This is a genomic window from Pseudoalteromonas sp. SR43-7, assembly GCF_014163785.1.
GTDB classification, from domain to species: domain Bacteria; phylum Pseudomonadota; class Gammaproteobacteria; order Enterobacterales; family Alteromonadaceae; genus Pseudoalteromonas; species Pseudoalteromonas distincta.
This window is the reverse complement of the sequence record NZ_JACJDY010000004.1, coordinates 71,885-88,658: the sequence shown is the minus strand read 5'-3', so window position 1 is coordinate 88,658 and position 16,774 is coordinate 71,885. Positions and strand designations below refer to the sequence as shown.

The following is a 16,774-nucleotide window of genomic DNA, read 5'->3' as shown; positions in this document are numbered from 1 at the left end:
TGCATTTGTCCTAAAATCATAACTTATTGAAATTTAATAATAAGCTAATTAAATAATGGATACACAAATGGGGGCTAAGCCCCCATTTATTAGTTTAGCGAGCTAACAATTAAAGAGTACGTTGTACTTCAACTGTTTCAAATACTTCGATTTGGTCACCAACACGTACGTCATTGTAGTTCTTAACGCCGATACCACATTCCATGCCGTTACGAACATCAGCAACATCGTCTTTAAAGCGACGAAGTGACTCAAGTTCACCTTCATAGATAACCACGTTTTCACGTAGTACACGGATTGGAGCGCTACGTTTAATAACACCTTCAGTAACCATACAACCAGCGATTGCGCCAATTTTTGGAGACTTGAATACGTCACGAACTTGAGCAAGACCGATGATTTCTTGTTTAAACTCAGGTGCTAGCATGCCTGACATGGCTTGCTTAACTTCTTCGATTAAGGCATAAATTACGCTGTAATAACGAAGGTCTAAGTTTTCAGTATCAATCACTTTACGAGCAGAAGCATCAGCACGAACGTTAAAGCCAACTACAATTGCGTTAGACGCTGCAGCTAGTGTCGCATCAGTCTCAGTAATACCACCAACACCAGAGCCTACAATCTTCACTTTTACTTCATCAGTAGAAAGTTTAGTTAGTGAATCAGAGATTGCTTCGATAGAACCTTGAACGTCTGCTTTAAGTACCACGTTAACTTCAGAAACATCACCTTCAGTCATGTTAGTAAACATGTTTTCAAGCTTAGCTTTTTGCTGACGTGCTAGTTTAACATCGCGGAACTTACCTTGACGGTATAAAGCAACTTCACGCGCTTTACGCTCATCTTTAACTACAGTTGCTTCGTCGCCTGCAGCTGGAATACCAGAAAGACCTAAAATTTCCACTGGAATAGATGGACCTGCCGACTTGATATCTTTACCGTTTTCATCGCGCATTGCACGAACACGGCCATACTCAAGACCACATAATACAATGTCACCTTGGTTAAGCGTACCAGATTGAACAAGTACTGATGCAACTGGACCACGGCCTTTATCAAGACGAGATTCAATTACAACACCTGCAGCCATACCTTCGGTAGGGGCTGAAAGCTCTAAAAGCTCAGATTGCATAAGTACGGCTTCAAGAAGGTCATCAATACCTAGACCAGTTTTAGCTGAGATATGAACGTACTGCGTATCGCCGCCCCATTCTTCAGGGATAACGTCTAGCTGAGCTAGTTCGTTTTTAACGCGATCTGGATCTGCGCCTTCTTTATCCATTTTGTTTACAGCAATGATTAAAGGAACGCCAGCTGCACGTGCGTGCTGTACCGCTTCTTTGGTTTGTGGCATAACGCCATCATCTGCTGCAACCACTAAGATTACGATATCTGTCGCTTTAGCACCACGAGCACGCATTGATGTAAATGCAGCATGTCCTGGAGTATCTAAGAAGGTAATCATATTGCCGTTTACATCAACATGGTATGCACCAATATGCTGTGTAATACCACCGGCTTCGCCAGAAGCAACCTTCGCAGAACGAATGTAATCTAGAGTCGATGTTTTACCATGGTCAACGTGACCCATTACAGTTACTACTGGAGCACGAGGCTCTGACTTACCATCTTCATGGCGGTCGTTAAGTACTGTTTGCTCTAATTCGTTTTCTTTAACAATGATAACCTTGTGACCCATTTCTTCTGCAACTAGTTGTGCAGCTTCTTGGTCGATCACTTGGTTAATAGTAACCATGTCACCCATTTTCATCATTGTTTTAACAACTTCAGCGCCTTTAACAGCCATGCGTGATGCAAGCTCAGCTACTGTAATTGTTTCGCTAATACGCACTTCATTTTTAACATCAACAGTTGGTTTTTGGAAACCATGCTGCAGCGATGCTGGTGCTTTTAATTTAGACTTGTTACGGCCTCTTGACGCTGCAAATTTATCTTTTGCTGGCGCTTTTTTCTTTTTCTTAGCACGGCGAGTGCCTTGCTCATCACGAGCATCGGCAACATCTTCTGCTTCACGTGCATAAGTTGAAGTCGTAAGATGGTGATCCGCTGTTTCTTCGCGTTTCTTACGTTCTTCTTCTTCTTTTTTCCAGCGTGCTGAATTCTCTTCAGCTAGCTTTCTTGCCTCTTCTGCTTGACGTTTCGCTTCTTCTTCAGCTTTCTTCAATGCGGCCTCTTCTGCTTCTTTTTGCAGACGCTCAGCTTCTATGCGATCTTTCTCAGACTTAGCACTTTGCTCTGGGGTCATCTGCTTTTGTTTCGCTTTACGCTCTGCATCAGCTTTGCGTTTAGCTTCTTCTTTGGCTTTACGGTCAGCTTCTTCTTTCGCTTTACGTTCTGCCTCTTGTTTCGCTTTTAATTCTGCGGCTTCTTGTTCAGCTTTTTGTTGCTGTTCAAGACGGGCTTTTTCTTCAGCGGCTAAGCGTGCTTGCTCTTGTTCTTGTTCCATTGCGCTTTTCTTCACGTAGGTACGTGTTTTGCGAACTTCAACTTGAACATCTTTAGCTTTACCCGTAGAACCAGTCACACTTAATGTGCTTTTGCTCTTACGTTGTAAAGTCATACGCGCTGGGCCATCTGAACCTGTACCACCATGATGCTTGCTTAAATGATCAAGTAACGTTGCTTTTTCAGCTTCTGTTACGTTATCAGTTGCTTGCTTAGTGATACCTGCTTGTGAAAACTGCTGTAGCAATTTATCAACAGTTGTACCTATATCGCCGGCTAGTTTTTCAACATTTACTTCTGCCATAGTGTGTAATACCTCCGTTAATAAATTACTCGTCTGCAAACCAACAAATGTTTCGTGCAGCCATAATCAGTTCACCCGCTTTTTCAGATGAAAGTTCTGTGATATCAACTAATTCGTCAATACCTTGCTCTGCCAAGTCTTCAAGTGTAACAACACCTTTGCTTGCCATAACAAATGCTAAGTGACGCTCTAAGCCTTCAAGCGCAAGTAAGTCTTCAGCAGGCTCTGCGCCATCTAAGCTTTCTTCCGTTTTAAGTGCTTTAGTTGTCAATGCATCTTTTGCGCGTGAACGCAATAAATCTACAGTATCTTCATCAAGACCATCAATTTCTAAAAATTCAGACGCAGGTACATACGCCACTTCTTCAAGTGTCGAGAAACCTTCGTTAATAAGTAATGATGCAAACTCATCATCTATATCTAAATTTTCAGTGAATAAGTTAAGTAACTTATCAGATTCAGCTTCATTTTTAGTACGCATGTCTTCAACAGTCATTACGTTCAGTTCCCAGCCAGTTAATTGGCTTGCTAAACGAACATTCTGACCATTACGACCAATTGCTTGTGCTAGGTTATCGGCTTCTACAGCGATATCCATTGAGTGAGTGTCTTCATCCATTACGATTGAAGCAACTTCTGCTGGCGCCATTGCATTGATAACAAATTGTGCTGGGTTGTCATCGTAAAGTACGATATCAACACGCTCACCACCAAGCTCAGACGATACAGCTTGAACTCGTGCGCCACGCATACCAACACATGCACCAATTGGATCAATGCGTTTGTCGTTAGATTTAACAGCAATTTTAGCGCGTGAACCTGGATCACGTGCAGCTGCACGTAACTCAATCATCTCTTCGCCAATTTCTGGCACCTCAATGCGGAATAATTCCATTAGCATTTCAGGTTTAGAGCGCGTTACAAATAATTGTGCACCGCGTGCTTCAGGTTTAACTTCATATAAAAGACCACGGATTCGATCACCCGGGCGGAAGTTTTCACGTGGCAACATGTCATCACGGTAAATTACCGCTTCTGCGTTGTTACCTAAATCAAGTACGATTGCATCGCGAGTTGCTTTTTTAACAACACCCGTTACCAGCTCGCCTTCTTGATCTTTGTATGCTTCAACAACTAAAGCGCGCTCAGCTTCACGTACTTTTTGTACGATAACTTGCTTAGCCATTTGTGTTGTAATACGGTCAAATTTGATTGAGTCAATTTGCTCTTCAACATAATCACCCATTTGCAAATCAGGTTCTTCAACCTGTGCTGCTTCTAGAGTGATTTCGCTGTATGGGTTCTCTAAAGAACCATCTTCTAATACAGCGGCAATTTGCCAGCGACGGAACGTATCGTAATCACCGGTTTTACGGTCAATTGCTACACGTACTTCAATTTCGCCATCGTGTTTTTTCTTTGTCGCTGTCGCTAGAGCGAACTCTAGAGCTTCAAAAATCTTTTCTTTTGGAACCGCTTTCTCATTGGAAACGGCTTCAGCAACCAATAATATCTCTTTTGCCATGGGTAATGCCTCGCTTGCCCTATTCCTTCGCACTCGAATTTAAAACTTCGCGATTAAATTCGCACGTTCGATGTTACTAAGCATGATCAGATGCTCTGCACCATCGCTAGATAGTGTGATCATATCGCTGCTAACTGCTACTAAGTCGCCTTTAAAATTACGACGACCATCCTGTGGAAGTTTAGTACGCACGCGTACTTCCTCTCCTTGCGCCTGCTCGTAGTGATCTTGTTTGAATAATAGACGATCAACACCAGGAGACGATACTTCCAAATCATATTCATTTGTAATTGGGTCTTCGACGTCTAAAATCGCACTAATTTGGCGACTGGCATCCGCACAGTTATCAACTGAGATCCCATCCTCATGAGCAATATATACTCTTAAGGTAGAATGGCGACCCGCTTGTACAAATTCAAGACCATGCAACTCAAAGCCTAACATTTCTACCGCAGGCGTTAACATGGTTACTAAATCTTGTTCAAGTTTTGTCACGAAAATCCTCCATACAAACAAAAAAAGGGCTTATAGCCCTAAAATACTGAGTTTAAATTTTAATTTGATAGCAATTGCCACAAATCGTAAGGTGCAGATACAACAACGCCCCGAACCAAGCGGGGCGTCACACCAATAAAGCATAAAACTGTGTGGCCGAGGGCCAAGCTTGGTTGCGAGTCAGTAAACTGACCTAATTAAACTACATAGCCTAAAACGCAAAACGCGCATTACTTAGAATGCGCGATATAAATTAGTAAGGTAATACCTACTAGTAGAATTGGTTGCGGGAGCCGGATTTGAACCGACGACCTTCGGGTTATGAGCCCGACGAGCTACCAGACTGCTCCATCCCGCGCCAATAGATATCAAACCTTAAATTTAATATCGCTGTTAGCTGTTATACAACACGCTAAACAATGGCCGCTATTATAAGGATGTACAGGATAATTAGCAACTATAATACGCAATTAGTTTATAAAATTTGCAATTCGTCAAGATGCTAATTTAATGTATATGTAAGTAACATAAGTAATCAGCCAACTTTATAAAATGCCCATACATGAGTCATAAAATGTAGTAGCTTATTATTTCAGGAAAAAAATCAGATAAACTGAAGTTTAATAACTCTTAAAATACGTTTTAAAGGCTCACTAATTACCAGAAAGTAAATAGATATAACAAAAAGCCATACTTTCACACTAAAAAACGTGCAGAATTTGAACTGCCCGCTATAATCAACATTATTCCTACTTGATAATAATAGTTATTACTCACTGCAACGAGATAAAAATGAATCAACAACAATCAGCATTATTAAATAACTTAACAATTATTAAGCCTAACTTTCATGCGTTTACGGCTAAATTTCATAGTAAATTAGCCCAATCTAGTATTGAGATGAATTACCCGACGGCCTTACAGTTTAACGAAAAGAGCTTTACCCTCTTTTGCGTATTAGAACGAATTGTTAAGCATTTAGATAAACCAGCATCGGTAGCTCCTTTTTTAGCTCACCATTTAATGTATCTAAAAAAAAGCGGCGCTTCACACAGTGACATTGCCCTTTTATCTAACGCTTTTTACGAAACCCTTGAAGAGCACCTTGGTAAACATTTTACTACTGAGAGTCAGCTCGCTTGGAAAAAAGCGCTTAGGTACTTTGAAAGCTTTGCAAGCAATGTTCTTTTCAACGTTACCAATGTGGTTTCGTTACAACAAAGAATGCAGCAAAAGCAAAGTAATAAAATTTAGATATTCAATTGGGGGGGAGACTTAATTTACTTAATCTCCCCTTAATCAGGAACGCCTTGATATGCGGTTAAACTTTTTTGCCCTATTGCTAACAGCACAATGTATTGCGTTATTTACCGCCTCTATTCGTTTTACTAATCTATTATTAAACTCAAGAAACAACTAATCCCCAGCATTAAAAACAGCAAACTATTGTCGTTATGCACTTAATTACTCCTATTTGCTTGTTGTAAAATATTAAAACGATCGTTTAATTAACTATGCCCGTATAAAAAAATTTGGCTTTACTATGACCCATCATAAAACACTTAGATTAATACTAGGCGATCAGCTAAACCCATCTCATTCATGGTATAAACAAAAAGACGACGACACGCTTTATCTCATCGCAGAATTAAAACAAGAAACCGACTACGTTAAGCATCACATTCAAAAACTGTGTGCTTTTTTTAATGCTATGGAAAACTTTGCAACTGCATTAAAAACGGCAGGTTTTAATGTTTTGCATTTGACACTTGACGATACCTCTGACGACAAAGACTTAATTGAATTACTTAAGCGAATTGCCGATAAATACCAATGCGAAACTATTGAATATCAATATCCTGATGAGTTTAGGCTTAAGTCTCAATTAGCTAAGTTTAAAAGTGATGGCTCATTTGATGTAATTGCCACAGATACTGAACATTTTTTATTACCGTTCACCGATATAAAAACACGCTTTACAAAAAACAAGCATGTGACAATGGAGCACTTCTATCGTGCTATGCGTAAGCAGTTTAATATATTAGTTGATGATACTAAGCCAACCGGTGGCAAATGGAATTTTGACAGTAATAATCGTAATAAATTTTCCAAAGCTGACTTAGCGTGTATACCAAAACCTAAGCTATTCAATAATAATGTCAAGAGCATCATTTCTCGCTTAAATAAGCACAAGATCGTTTACTTTGGCGAAATAGCCGATCAGAGACTAGAGTGGCCAACAACGCGTAAACAAGCTATTGAATCTCTAGAATACTTTTGCGAGCATTTACTTAGTTGCTTTGGTCACTTTCAAGATGCGATGACAGATCAAAGTAAAAATAATACCAGCTTGTACCATAGCCGATTATCGTTTGCCCTAAACGCAAAAATACTCCACCCGTTATATGTAATCAAACGTGTAATAAGAGAATACGAACAAAGACCAAGTGAAATATTCCCCTCGCAAGTAGAGGGCTTTACTAGGCAAATATTAGGTTGGAGAGAATATGTACGTGCCATTTATTGGATTAACATGCCCGACTACGCTGTTAAAAATCAATTACAAGCCAAAAACACACTACCATCTTATTTTTGGAACAGCTCAACAAAAATGAATTGCCTAAGCCACTCATTAAAACAAAGCCTTGAAACCGCTTATGCCCACCATATTCAACGCCTAATGGTTATTGGAAACTTTTGCATGCTTACAGGAATAAACCCTGATGACGTAGATAACTGGTACCTAGGTGTTTATATCGATGCCATAGAGTGGGTAGAGATGCCCAACACCCGAGGAATGAGCCAGTTTGCCGATGATGGAATAATTGCGACTAAACCTTATGCTGCAAGCGGTAACTACATTAATAAGATGAGCGATTACTGCAAAAGCTGTCAGTACGATGTTAAACAAAAAGTAGGTGATAAAGCTTGCCCGCTAAATAGCCTGTACTGGCATTTCATGAATAAACACAGAGACAGACTAGAAAAGAACCCACGTATTGGTATGGTATATAAAAACTGGGATAAACAAGAAAAAACACTCCAAGAACAAACGCTGCAACAAGCAACCTACTACCTTAATAATTTAGAAGCGCTGTAAACAAAAAAGCCGCCTCGAATGAGGCGGCTAAGTAATCAGGGAAATATGTACTTTAGAAGATTATTTACCTTCTATTAGATTGCTATTACCAATTTCAATTTTGCGTGGTTTTAGCGCTTCAGGGATTTCACGTTCTAAGTCAATACTTAGTAAGCCATTGGCTAAATCTGCGCCGAGTACTTTTACGTGATCTCCTAACTGGAATTTACGTTCAAAGTTACGCTCAGCAATACCTTGATGAATAAATTTACGCTCTGCGTTTTCATCTTTATTTGCTTTAGTACCTGTAACTTTTAATGTGTTATTTTCTGACTCAATGGTTAATTCGTTATCGCTAAAACCGGCAACGGCCATAGTGATTCTGTATTTGTCTTTATCGAGTGCTTCTATGTTGTAAGGAGGAAAACTTGGCTGCTTATCTGTATTAGCTGCCGCATCCATAAGTGATGCTAAATGTTCAAAGCCGATAAATGAACGATAAAGTGGTGATAAGTCTACTGTACGCATAATAATATCCTCATATTTAAGCGATATTTTGCATGTGCTCTTCTATTGAACAAGCTCAAGCAAAGTTTAATTAATAATATAAATTTCAATTATTTAAGTTTAATTTAGGACCCATCAGGCGTCCTACCAAACTATATATGGACGGTAAAATTGTTTTCAAGAGATTAATTTTAAAAAAATTAAAAATAAATAAAAAAAGGCACTAAAAAGTGCCTTTTGAAACCATGAAAATGAATGTTATTTAATAAATGTGCCTCGGATTGGATAGTCGTTTTCTCTAGAAAACTTAATCCCACCTAGCAGTTGCTCTAAATCAGGACGAACAAATGGGCTGTTTGATATATCGACCATTTGAAGCTGATTTTTTTCATTAAGTACAAAAATGCCTGGCTCAGCAAATGGATGATCAGTTTCTGCATCACTGCGAGGCTCGCTGATATGTAGCCCTAAATCGGTCATTTGTTCGATTGTTAAACCATAGTAAATTGGGAAGTTAACATCTATTTTTTCAAGATGTTTATCAAGCTGCTCATGGCTATCACCACTTACCGCAACCACTTCAACACCAGCATCTTTAAAGTCTTTATGAACTTTAGCAAGCTCGTTAAGTTGCGCAGTACATTTAGGGCAGTGCTGGCCTCGATAAACAACAATCATTTTCCAAGGAGAGTCACTTACTCTATCAACTAAATCTACCTTGTTCTCATCAACATCACTCACGACTAGTGATGGCATAATATCCGCAGGTTTTAAACTAGTGTTACTCATTGCGATCTCCTTTTACTGTGTCAGATTAAAAATTAATTTGCTCTTACCCATAAAGCTTAGGGTAACTTTTATTAATTCGACCTGAAAAGTGTAATTAAAAATCGATTATAACTTTAAGACCATCCCTTTATTTTTCTATAAATGGTAGATGCACTAACCCCTAGATAAGCAGCAGCAAGAGGAATATTGTCTTCACAGCTTTTAATTGCATTTTCAATCGCCCTTTTTTCAACTTGCCACAAAGGTTCTATATCATGAACAGACATAGGCGATAGTTGAACACTCTGCTCGTTTGTATTGTGAACTGACTTAGCGGATATCGAGTGCTTCACAGCGCCTAATCCAAATGAGCTTGGTAGCATGTCTTTTTCAATTACATCGCCATCATTAATAACAACGGTGTTTTCAATTACATTTTGTAGTTCGCGAATATTTCCTGGCCAATCGTAATTACAAAAAAGCGCCTTAACTTCATCAGAAAAACCAGTGAAATGCTTTGCATTACTATCGCTTTTTTGTTTCAAAATATACTCAGCAAGCAGTAATATATCGCCTCCGCGTTCTCTTAAAGGGGGGAGCTTTACGGGGATAACATTTAAACGGTAATATAAATCTTCTCTAAAACGCCCCTCTGCAACCTCTATGATTGGGTTTCTGTTTGTTGCACAGACTAAACGAACATCGCTGTGTAATACTTCACTACTACCCACCTTACTAAAAATGCCTGTCTGTAAAAAGCGTAATAACTTTGCTTGTAAGTTAAGTTCCATTTCACATAATTCATCTAAAAATAAGGTACCGCCGTTGGCCACTTCAACAGCCCCTTTTCGATCGCTTAATGCCCCACTAAACGCACCTTTAACATGACCAAAAAATTCTGATTCAAATAGCTCAGCAGGAATAGCTGCACAGTTTATGGCAATAAATGGTCCTGTATTTCTCGGGCTTGTATCATGAAGGGTTTGTGCGCAAACTTCTTTACCGGTTCCACTTTCACCTGTGATAAATACACACGCTTTGCTTCTAGCTGCACTATCAAGTAATCTAAAAACGGTTTTCATTGCCAGAGATTCACCAACAAAATCTTGATTTTTATCCCTGTTTTTAACCAATGGTTGAACTTTAACTTGCTCTTTTGGCGTCAAGGCACTTTCTACTGAACTAATGAGTCGTTGACTTGTGAAAGGTTTTTCTAAAAAATCAAAACCGCCTAAACGCATTGCTTCCACTGCAATATCAATAGAGCTGTTTGAAGTGATCATGACTACATTAGCAGGATTTTTCTGCTTATTTACAAATTGTAATACCTCAAGCCCACTTATATCTGGCAAGCATACGTCTTGTACTATGACCGCTGGCATTTTTTCTTTAATACCGACTAAAGCAGAGTACCCATCTGTAAAGTGTTTGCATTGGAAACCAGCCTGCTCAAGCTGACTTGCATATAAAGCACCACTGGCAATGCTATCTTCAACAATATAAACAAGACCTTTATCAATTATATCTGACACAGCTTTCTCCTAGATAGCTATACTATTACTCATTATTTGATACGCATCTCGGGTTTTATCCAAGTTGTGTTTAATAACAAGCGCTGCGTGCAAGTTTTCTTGTGTAGTTGACGGTGGCGAATCGTGTAATTGTGTTGCTAACGCGGCTAAAGCAGATGCACCATATAAAGCTGCTGAATTTTTTAAGACATGCATTACTTCTTTAATTTTTATAGTATCTTCACTACTAATTGCCGTATCTAATTGGTTAGCCATAGTAACTAATTCATCAATAAATAATTTAATTAAACGAGCTAACACGGTTGTCCCAACATCCTTTTCGAGTTGAGTTAATACATTTAGCTCGGTAATACTTTTATCGACAAACTGCTCTGATATGGGCATAGATAACCTTTGTGTAAGTTAAAACTTCTTACACTAATCAAATGTAAGAGTTGTAGTTTAAGAGTAATTTGTTTTTTGCATTTTGCAAATCAAAATGAATATAAACATTTACAAAGTCCAAGTATCAATACTTTTAGTTAACGTTTGCGGCTTATCTAGCAGGTACCCCTGAGCTATATCGCAACCAAGTTGTTCTAATATTTGTAATTGCTCATTCTCTTCAATACCCTCTGCTACCGTTTGTAAACCCAATCGTTGAGCCATCGCAATAATTGCGCTACATAACGTAAAGTCTTCATTATTAGTTGCAATACCACTTACAAAACTGCGATCAATTTTTAAACCATCAATATCAAATTGACGAAGTAAACCTAAAGAGGCATACCCAGTGCCAAAATCATCAATCCACACCTTTACGCCTTCTTTATGGAAGTTTTCAAACGCCTTAGCTATTTTATCAGGACTATGAATGAGCGCTGTTTCCGTTAATTCGACTTTAATAGCCTGTGGTGGTATTTGGTGCTTTTCTAGCAAAGACATTACTTTTGAAAACACATCACCATCTAAGATTTGTAACGGTGAAATATTTAATGAAACAGCAATATCTGTCATACCAAACTGCCGCATATGCTTTAAATCAGACAAGCATTGCTCAAAAATCCAGTCACCTAATTCTAAAATCATTCCCGATTGCTCTACATGAGGGATAAACTCATCAGGGCCAACAATGCCAAAGCGCGGTGATTGGCACCTTACTAGCGACTCAAAGCCGACCAGCTTTCCAGATCCCAATGATACAAGCGGTTGATAAACCATTTTAAAATAATTATTTTGCATTGAATCAGACATGATCCTCTCTAACTCATGCCATCTTGCTAGATTGACTGGTTTTTCCGATTCTAGGTATTTAAACGCACTCATGATTTTGCCCCGGTTTCACTCTTAGTGACTTATTATATTAAAGAGCAATTTACAGGCCATTTTAAATACAAAAAACAGAAATAAAAACCAATATATTCAGGTAGTTAAATTAGAAGATTAAATGGATTTACTTCTCCCATTTCATTCGCATTTTGCAATTCAGTTTGCAATGCAGCTAAATTGGCAAGTGAGCGCTTAATCGAGCTTATAAAACACAGATAAGCCAGTTAATAGATACTGACCAAAGCTAATATTAGCAATTGTATATGAGAAAAGAGAAAGTTTTGATAAAACCCTGTTTAGGTTAAGCACCATCTAAATTTAAGAGAATATAAATAATTTTATGGGGAGGGATTAAAAAGTTAAATTGGTGGTAGGAACATAAAAAAACGCAGGCAACTATAAATAGTTACCTGCGCAAAAGTCTCTAGTTTGGAAGAGTGTCGTTATTTTCGTTTTTAGAAGAAGTTACATGTTGTGCATAGTTGGTATTTTGCGAGTCAAACGTATTACTCATCAACTGAGCGTTTTCAACATCAGCTTGTGTAAAAGTAATTGGCTGAATATCTGCCAGCGGTTCAATCGAATCGCTACCTCGTAAAACTGTTATACCTATTACTAAAGTGGCAACAAGCAAAATTGACAAAACCATAATTTCAGGTGTTAGTACCCAATTGTTACCTTTAGGCTGTTGTTTGGCTTTTGTGTTTGTTTGCATATTGCACCCCTTAAAAATTTAACTAAATTCGTCTTGATTTGATATTTAATATATTGCGAAAGTCGTGCCAACCAGATAACAACTTTACAAAAAAGTAAAAACCTTACAAAATCAAGTCGTTAAAATAAATTAAAGGTATGATTGAGTATTTAAATAAAGTTCATAACATTTTATTTTTATTTTGAATTGCAATTTGCGAATCAAATTAAAAAAACACACACTAAAAACACTCATTAATTACTAAAAAATAAATTTAACTTACCCCTAAAATACTAGGTTGATTTCTCCGTTTATCAAGTTTTATGCAACACAAACCCACTTTTTATATTGTCTGTTGATCTTTGCGGATTAAAATTCGTTCAAACTACAGGCGGTTTAATCCCGGCGCGAGGTTTATAACCCAGCGGGTTCTGTAACAGCTCCTGCGTTACCCTACTAACTTACATCGATGTAAAACCGAGCAAAGCTTCTGCGTCCTGCTCACGCCCCTTAACTACATCCATGTTGGCAACAAAGAGTAAATAGCCTCTAGGAAGATCCCTTTGGGCAGCGCCTGTTTGGCATTAATGCTACGTTATCGCCCATTTATGGAAAATAACCACACTGCTGCAAATTTAACCCTAAACGTTTAACAAACCCTAGCCTTCATTGCTCAACTCAGCTTTTCCCACACTTGCGCTAAACGAGAGAGCTTTAAATGTTTAGATTCAATAACCTGCTCTGGGGCATATTTATCAAGTAATAAATAAAGTGTCTCACTTACAATTGGCTTAGCTAAATAGTCATTCATCCCCGCGTCTATAAATCGCTCTTTATCACCATGAATCGCATTTGCAGTGAGTGCTATTATAGGAGTGGTTATACCTAACTTTCTGATTGCTTTAGTTGCAGAAATCCCATCGAGTATTGGCATTTGGATATCCATAAAAATAATATCAATTTCACCGCTTTGCGCCTTTATTATTGCCTCTTGACCATCACTAACAATATGCACACGGCAACCTTTTTGTTCTAAAAACTGCCGAATTACAATTTGATTATTCGTATTATCTTCAGCAACCAATACATTGGTTCCGCTTAACTGAGTTAACCCTAAGGGGCTTTCTAAAGTTTCTTTTTGCTCACGATTGGTAAATATAATATCCAAATGAAACAACTGCTCTTCTAATAAACTAATTGCTCGTAGTACATGGGATACTTTATAAGGGCCATTTAACCTGAGCTCTCTGTCGTTAATATTTTGCGGTAATAAGCTTTTACCTAGCAAATCTAGGATGAGTAAACACGGTGAATTAAGGGAGTTGTATGTATTTATACGCTCGCGTGTTTGGGCTAACATTTGAGGATCAGTTAGTACAATTGCATCAGGAAAACTATCGTACTTGGGTATATCTGGGCATACTTCGTAGTGTTCAAAAGTGATAGAAAACCGAGTGAGCGTATGCTCCAAGGCTGTTTTTAGAATTTCGTGATTTCCTACTATCCATACTTTTGGCTTTTTACTTCGTGCTGCAAACCCTTCTCTTAAAATTGAGTCAGTTGTGTCTATTTGCAGCGGGTAATTAACTACAAACTCGCTTCCTTTATTAAACTCAGAACTAACCGAAATATCTCCACCGACTACATCACAAATTTGCCTACATATCGCAAGCCCTAAACCACTCCCACCATGCTTTCGAGTAATTGAATTATCGGATTGAATAAAAGGCATAAACATACTGTCAATTTTATTTTTTGCAATTCCCATACCCGTGTCTTTTACAGATATATAAAGGTTTAAATTATTACCTTCAATATGAGTGCACTTAACAGTAACCGTTATTACACCATGTTGAGTGAACTTAATCGCATTGGCTAATAAATTTATGACTATTTGTCTTATACGGGCATGATCACCAATTACTTGAGCTGGTACATCAGGATAAAAATCAAAAATAACCTCAAGCCCTTTTTGTAAAGCGCTTTGGGAAATTATATCTATTGCCTCTTCAATACACGTATCAATACTAAATGGCTGATTATTTAGTGTTATGGCTTGTGCTTCAAAACGTGAGTACGTTAATACATCGTCCAATACACTTAATAGCGCGTCAGAACTTGTTTTAATCATTTGTGTATAGCGCATTTGTTCAGAAGTTAAACCGGTATGATGCAAAATATCTGCAGATCCAATCACAGCATTTAATGGTGTGCGAATTTCATGACTAATATTTGCCATGAATCGGCTTTTTGACTCCGCTAGGGTTTCTGCCTGATGTTTAGCTTCAAGTAATATTTGCTCGCTTTCAATACGCTCTTGTATATCCACAAGTGTCGCAGCAATTGATGATAAATCACTTTCGTAGCCACCAACAATTGGAGTAAGTGTAATTTCGACCCAGTTATTTATACCTTGTGCATTAATTAAACGTATATCAAAGCGACGTATATCACGCTTACCTTGTTTATAATCAAGTAAAGTGCTACTAATTTTTTCTACATCTTCTTTTGCTATAAACTTAATTATAGGTAAACCAAGGCTCTCATCTACCCTGCTGTGTAGCACTCGCTGCCATGCTTGATTTATAAATAATAGATTGCCAAATGTATCAAGGCGTAAAACAATATCAGGGATATTATCAACGACAGAGTGATAATTATATTCTATCTCTGCCATTGCTTGTTCGGCTTTAACTCGCTGCGTAATATTAGTTTCTATAGCGATAAAGTGCTTTACTTGGCCTTCATCATCTCGCACTGGGTTTGCATCAATAGCAACCCAATAAATATTACCGTTTTTATCGTAATTTGTAGTTTCAACTTGAAAAGGAAGTCCATTTTTTACGGCATGAGACATGACCTTACGGCTTTTTTCACATGTTTTTGGCCCTTGCAGTAAATGACCAGGACTGGTGCCTATAACCTCATCACAGGTGTAACCTGTAAGTACTTCAAAACTATTGTTAACCCACTCAATTACGCCAAATTTATCTGTAATTATTACTAAGTTATTTGTATGACTCGCAACAAGCGATAAGCGCTTTACATATTTTTGCTGTTGCGTTAGTAAGAATTGAGAATCTTTATGGCGTTGAATGTCATAGAGTGAACCTATAAAACCGCTTTTTTCATCATAAACTAGCCTCAACTCAAACCAGTTTAAGAGTCCATGACTATTTTTTATTTGTATTTCTACACTAGGAGTCTGCTTTCCTTCAAGCAAACAACAACTGTATGCAACAAAATGCATAATATCATCGCAATTCATTAACTTAGTAATATTAGAACCAATTAATGAATCGCTTGAGTAACCTAGTTTCTTCTCCCATGCTTCGTTAATATAGGTAAGATTTAAATGTTTATCACACTCAAAAATACATTCATCTAAAATAGCTAATAGCTTTGCTTGACGTCGATTACTATTGGAGAGCTTTTCGACCAATGCATATTGGATTTGCACTTGTAGTTCATCGTTGTTATCCATGCTCTCTCCAATGCTTAATAAAAGTTTTACTATCACAAACTCGCGCATAAAGAGGAAAAACCTCTTCACAGTAAAAAGTTTGTTCAAAAGGAGTGCGACTCGATGTGCAGTCACTTAAAATAGTGACGTTAAAACCAAGTTCAACAGCCGTACGCGCAGTTGAGTCAATACAAATAGAAGTCACCGTACCGGCTAAAATTACATTAGTGACACCATGTTCTTTGAGCTTTTGCGCTAGAGCAGTATGTGTAAAAGCATTTAAACCTCTTTTCCCAGGCACCACTTCTATAATATTGCTAAAAAAATCTAGCTGCTCAATGGTTTGAGCGCCGTACGAACCTGCTTTAAATGCGCCCACATCTGCAATAGCTTTTAATATGCCAATCGGATTTTTAAGCTCACTGTAGTTTTGTGTAAAATGAATGGGTGTATTAACAACTAACGCAAATTGCTCTGCACAGGCGGCCAATAAAGAGAGTGTATTTTCTACCACGCCAGTAATTCTTGACGACTCTTCAACCACGCCATACAAAATACCTTTTGGTGAAAAGTAATCATTTTGAAAACCAATCAAAATAAGCGCTGTTTTAGAAAAGTCATGCATCATTGCCA

General features: G+C 38.1%; 13 protein-coding genes and 1 tRNA gene. 2 read left to right on the top strand and 12 right to left on the bottom strand.

The window, feature by feature from the left end:
* Window positions 1-109 precede the first annotated feature (109 nt).
* The 4 genes from infB to H5087_RS04335 form a co-directional block, all read right to left on the bottom strand.
* Window positions 110-2,770, bottom strand: a complete 2,661-nt coding sequence (gene infB, locus H5087_RS04350) for a translation initiation factor IF-2 (protein WP_002958484.1) — start codon at window positions 2,768-2,770, stop codon at window positions 110-112.
* 25 nt (window positions 2,771-2,795) lie between these two features.
* Window positions 2,796-4,295: a transcription termination factor NusA gene (gene nusA / locus H5087_RS04345; RefSeq protein ID WP_182671311.1), complete on the bottom strand. Its 1,500-nt coding sequence runs from the start codon at window positions 4,293-4,295 to the stop codon at window positions 2,796-2,798.
* Window positions 4,296-4,334: 39 nt separating this feature from the next.
* Window positions 4,335-4,790, bottom strand: coding sequence for a ribosome maturation factor RimP (gene rimP / locus H5087_RS04340; protein WP_002958482.1), 456 nt, complete (start codon window positions 4,788-4,790; stop codon window positions 4,335-4,337).
* A 281-nt stretch (window positions 4,791-5,071) separates the two neighbouring features.
* Window positions 5,072-5,148, bottom strand: a tRNA-Met gene (locus H5087_RS04335).
* A 434-nt stretch (window positions 5,149-5,582) separates the two neighbouring features.
* Between H5087_RS04335 and H5087_RS04330 the strand changes: the two genes are divergently transcribed.
* The gene (locus H5087_RS04330; protein WP_002958480.1) at window positions 5,583-6,044 is read left to right on the top strand and encodes a globin domain-containing protein; all 462 of its coding nucleotides are present in this window, start codon (window positions 5,583-5,585) and stop codon (window positions 6,042-6,044) included.
* A 289-nt stretch (window positions 6,045-6,333) separates the two neighbouring features.
* Complete coding sequence (locus H5087_RS04325) at window positions 6,334-7,890, top strand: cryptochrome/photolyase family protein (protein ID WP_182671310.1); 1,557 nt, start codon at window positions 6,334-6,336, stop codon at window positions 7,888-7,890.
* 60 nt (window positions 7,891-7,950) lie between these two features.
* On the opposite strand, the gene H5087_RS04320 is transcribed toward H5087_RS04325, so the two are convergent.
* The 8 genes from H5087_RS04320 to H5087_RS04285 all read right to left on the bottom strand — a co-directional run bounded on the left by H5087_RS04320 (window position 7,951) and on the right by H5087_RS04285 (window position 16,769).
* Entirely contained in the window at window positions 7,951-8,397 is a 447-nt protein-coding gene (locus H5087_RS04320; protein ID WP_024595972.1) for an Hsp20 family protein, read from the bottom strand.
* Window positions 8,398-8,634: 237 nt separating this feature from the next.
* Window positions 8,635-9,165 carry a peroxiredoxin-like family protein gene (locus tag H5087_RS04315; RefSeq protein WP_182671309.1) on the bottom strand — a complete coding sequence of 177 codons (531 nt, stop codon included), beginning with the start codon at window positions 9,163-9,165 and terminating at the stop codon, window positions 8,635-8,637.
* Between the two features lie 113 nt (window positions 9,166-9,278).
* On the bottom strand, window positions 9,279-10,676 hold the full coding sequence (locus tag H5087_RS04310; protein ID WP_082007326.1) for a sigma-54 dependent transcriptional regulator: 1,398 nt from the start codon (window positions 10,674-10,676) through the stop codon (window positions 9,279-9,281).
* A 9-nt stretch (window positions 10,677-10,685) separates the two neighbouring features.
* The gene (locus tag H5087_RS04305; RefSeq protein WP_039489282.1) at window positions 10,686-11,060 is read right to left on the bottom strand and encodes an Hpt domain-containing protein; all 375 of its coding nucleotides are present in this window, start codon (window positions 11,058-11,060) and stop codon (window positions 10,686-10,688) included.
* 108 nt (window positions 11,061-11,168) lie between these two features.
* Window positions 11,169-11,981: a bifunctional diguanylate cyclase/phosphodiesterase gene (locus H5087_RS04300; RefSeq protein ID WP_259397734.1), complete on the bottom strand. Its 813-nt coding sequence runs from the start codon at window positions 11,979-11,981 to the stop codon at window positions 11,169-11,171.
* Window positions 11,982-12,408: 427 nt separating this feature from the next.
* Window positions 12,409-12,699: a hypothetical protein gene (locus H5087_RS04295; RefSeq protein WP_182671308.1), complete on the bottom strand. Its 291-nt coding sequence runs from the start codon at window positions 12,697-12,699 to the stop codon at window positions 12,409-12,411.
* 652 nt (window positions 12,700-13,351) lie between these two features.
* A complete protein-coding gene (locus H5087_RS04290) occupies window positions 13,352-16,162 on the bottom strand; it encodes a PAS domain-containing hybrid sensor histidine kinase/response regulator (RefSeq protein ID WP_182671307.1) in 2,811 nt (936 codons plus the stop codon).
* Complete coding sequence (locus tag H5087_RS04285; protein ID WP_259397733.1) at window positions 16,155-16,769, bottom strand: isochorismatase family cysteine hydrolase; 615 nt, start codon at window positions 16,767-16,769, stop codon at window positions 16,155-16,157. Before H5087_RS04285 ends, H5087_RS04290 begins: the two co-directional genes overlap by 8 nt.
* Window positions 16,770-16,774 lie beyond the last annotated feature (5 nt).

Excerpts from the sequence above, each read along its gene's own strand:
- H5087_RS04285 (WP_259397733.1), bottom strand. The coding sequence starts at position 16,769 with ATGATGCATGACTTTTCTAAAACAGCGCTTATTTTGATTGGTTTTCAA.
- H5087_RS04330 (WP_002958480.1), top strand. The coding sequence starts at position 5,583 with ATGAATCAACAACAATCAGCATTATTAAATAACTTAACAATTATTAAG.
- H5087_RS04300 (WP_259397734.1), bottom strand. The coding sequence starts at position 11,981 with ATGAGTGCGTTTAAATACCTAGAATCGGAAAAACCAGTCAATCTAGCA.
- infB (WP_002958484.1), bottom strand. The coding sequence starts at position 2,770 with ATGGCAGAAGTAAATGTTGAAAAACTAGCCGGCGATATAGGTACAACT.
- H5087_RS04290 (WP_182671307.1), bottom strand. The coding sequence starts at position 16,162 with ATGGATAACAACGATGAACTACAAGTGCAAATCCAATATGCATTGGTC.
- nusA (WP_182671311.1), bottom strand. The coding sequence starts at position 4,295 with ATGGCAAAAGAGATATTATTGGTTGCTGAAGCCGTTTCCAATGAGAAA.
- H5087_RS04315 (WP_182671309.1), bottom strand. The coding sequence starts at position 9,165 with ATGAGTAACACTAGTTTAAAACCTGCGGATATTATGCCATCACTAGTC.
- H5087_RS04295 (WP_182671308.1), bottom strand. The coding sequence starts at position 12,699 with ATGCAAACAAACACAAAAGCCAAACAACAGCCTAAAGGTAACAATTGG.
- H5087_RS04320 (WP_024595972.1), bottom strand. The coding sequence starts at position 8,397 with ATGCGTACAGTAGACTTATCACCACTTTATCGTTCATTTATCGGCTTT.
- H5087_RS04325 (WP_182671310.1), top strand. The coding sequence starts at position 6,334 with ATGACCCATCATAAAACACTTAGATTAATACTAGGCGATCAGCTAAAC.
- H5087_RS04305 (WP_039489282.1), bottom strand. The coding sequence starts at position 11,060 with ATGCCCATATCAGAGCAGTTTGTCGATAAAAGTATTACCGAGCTAAAT.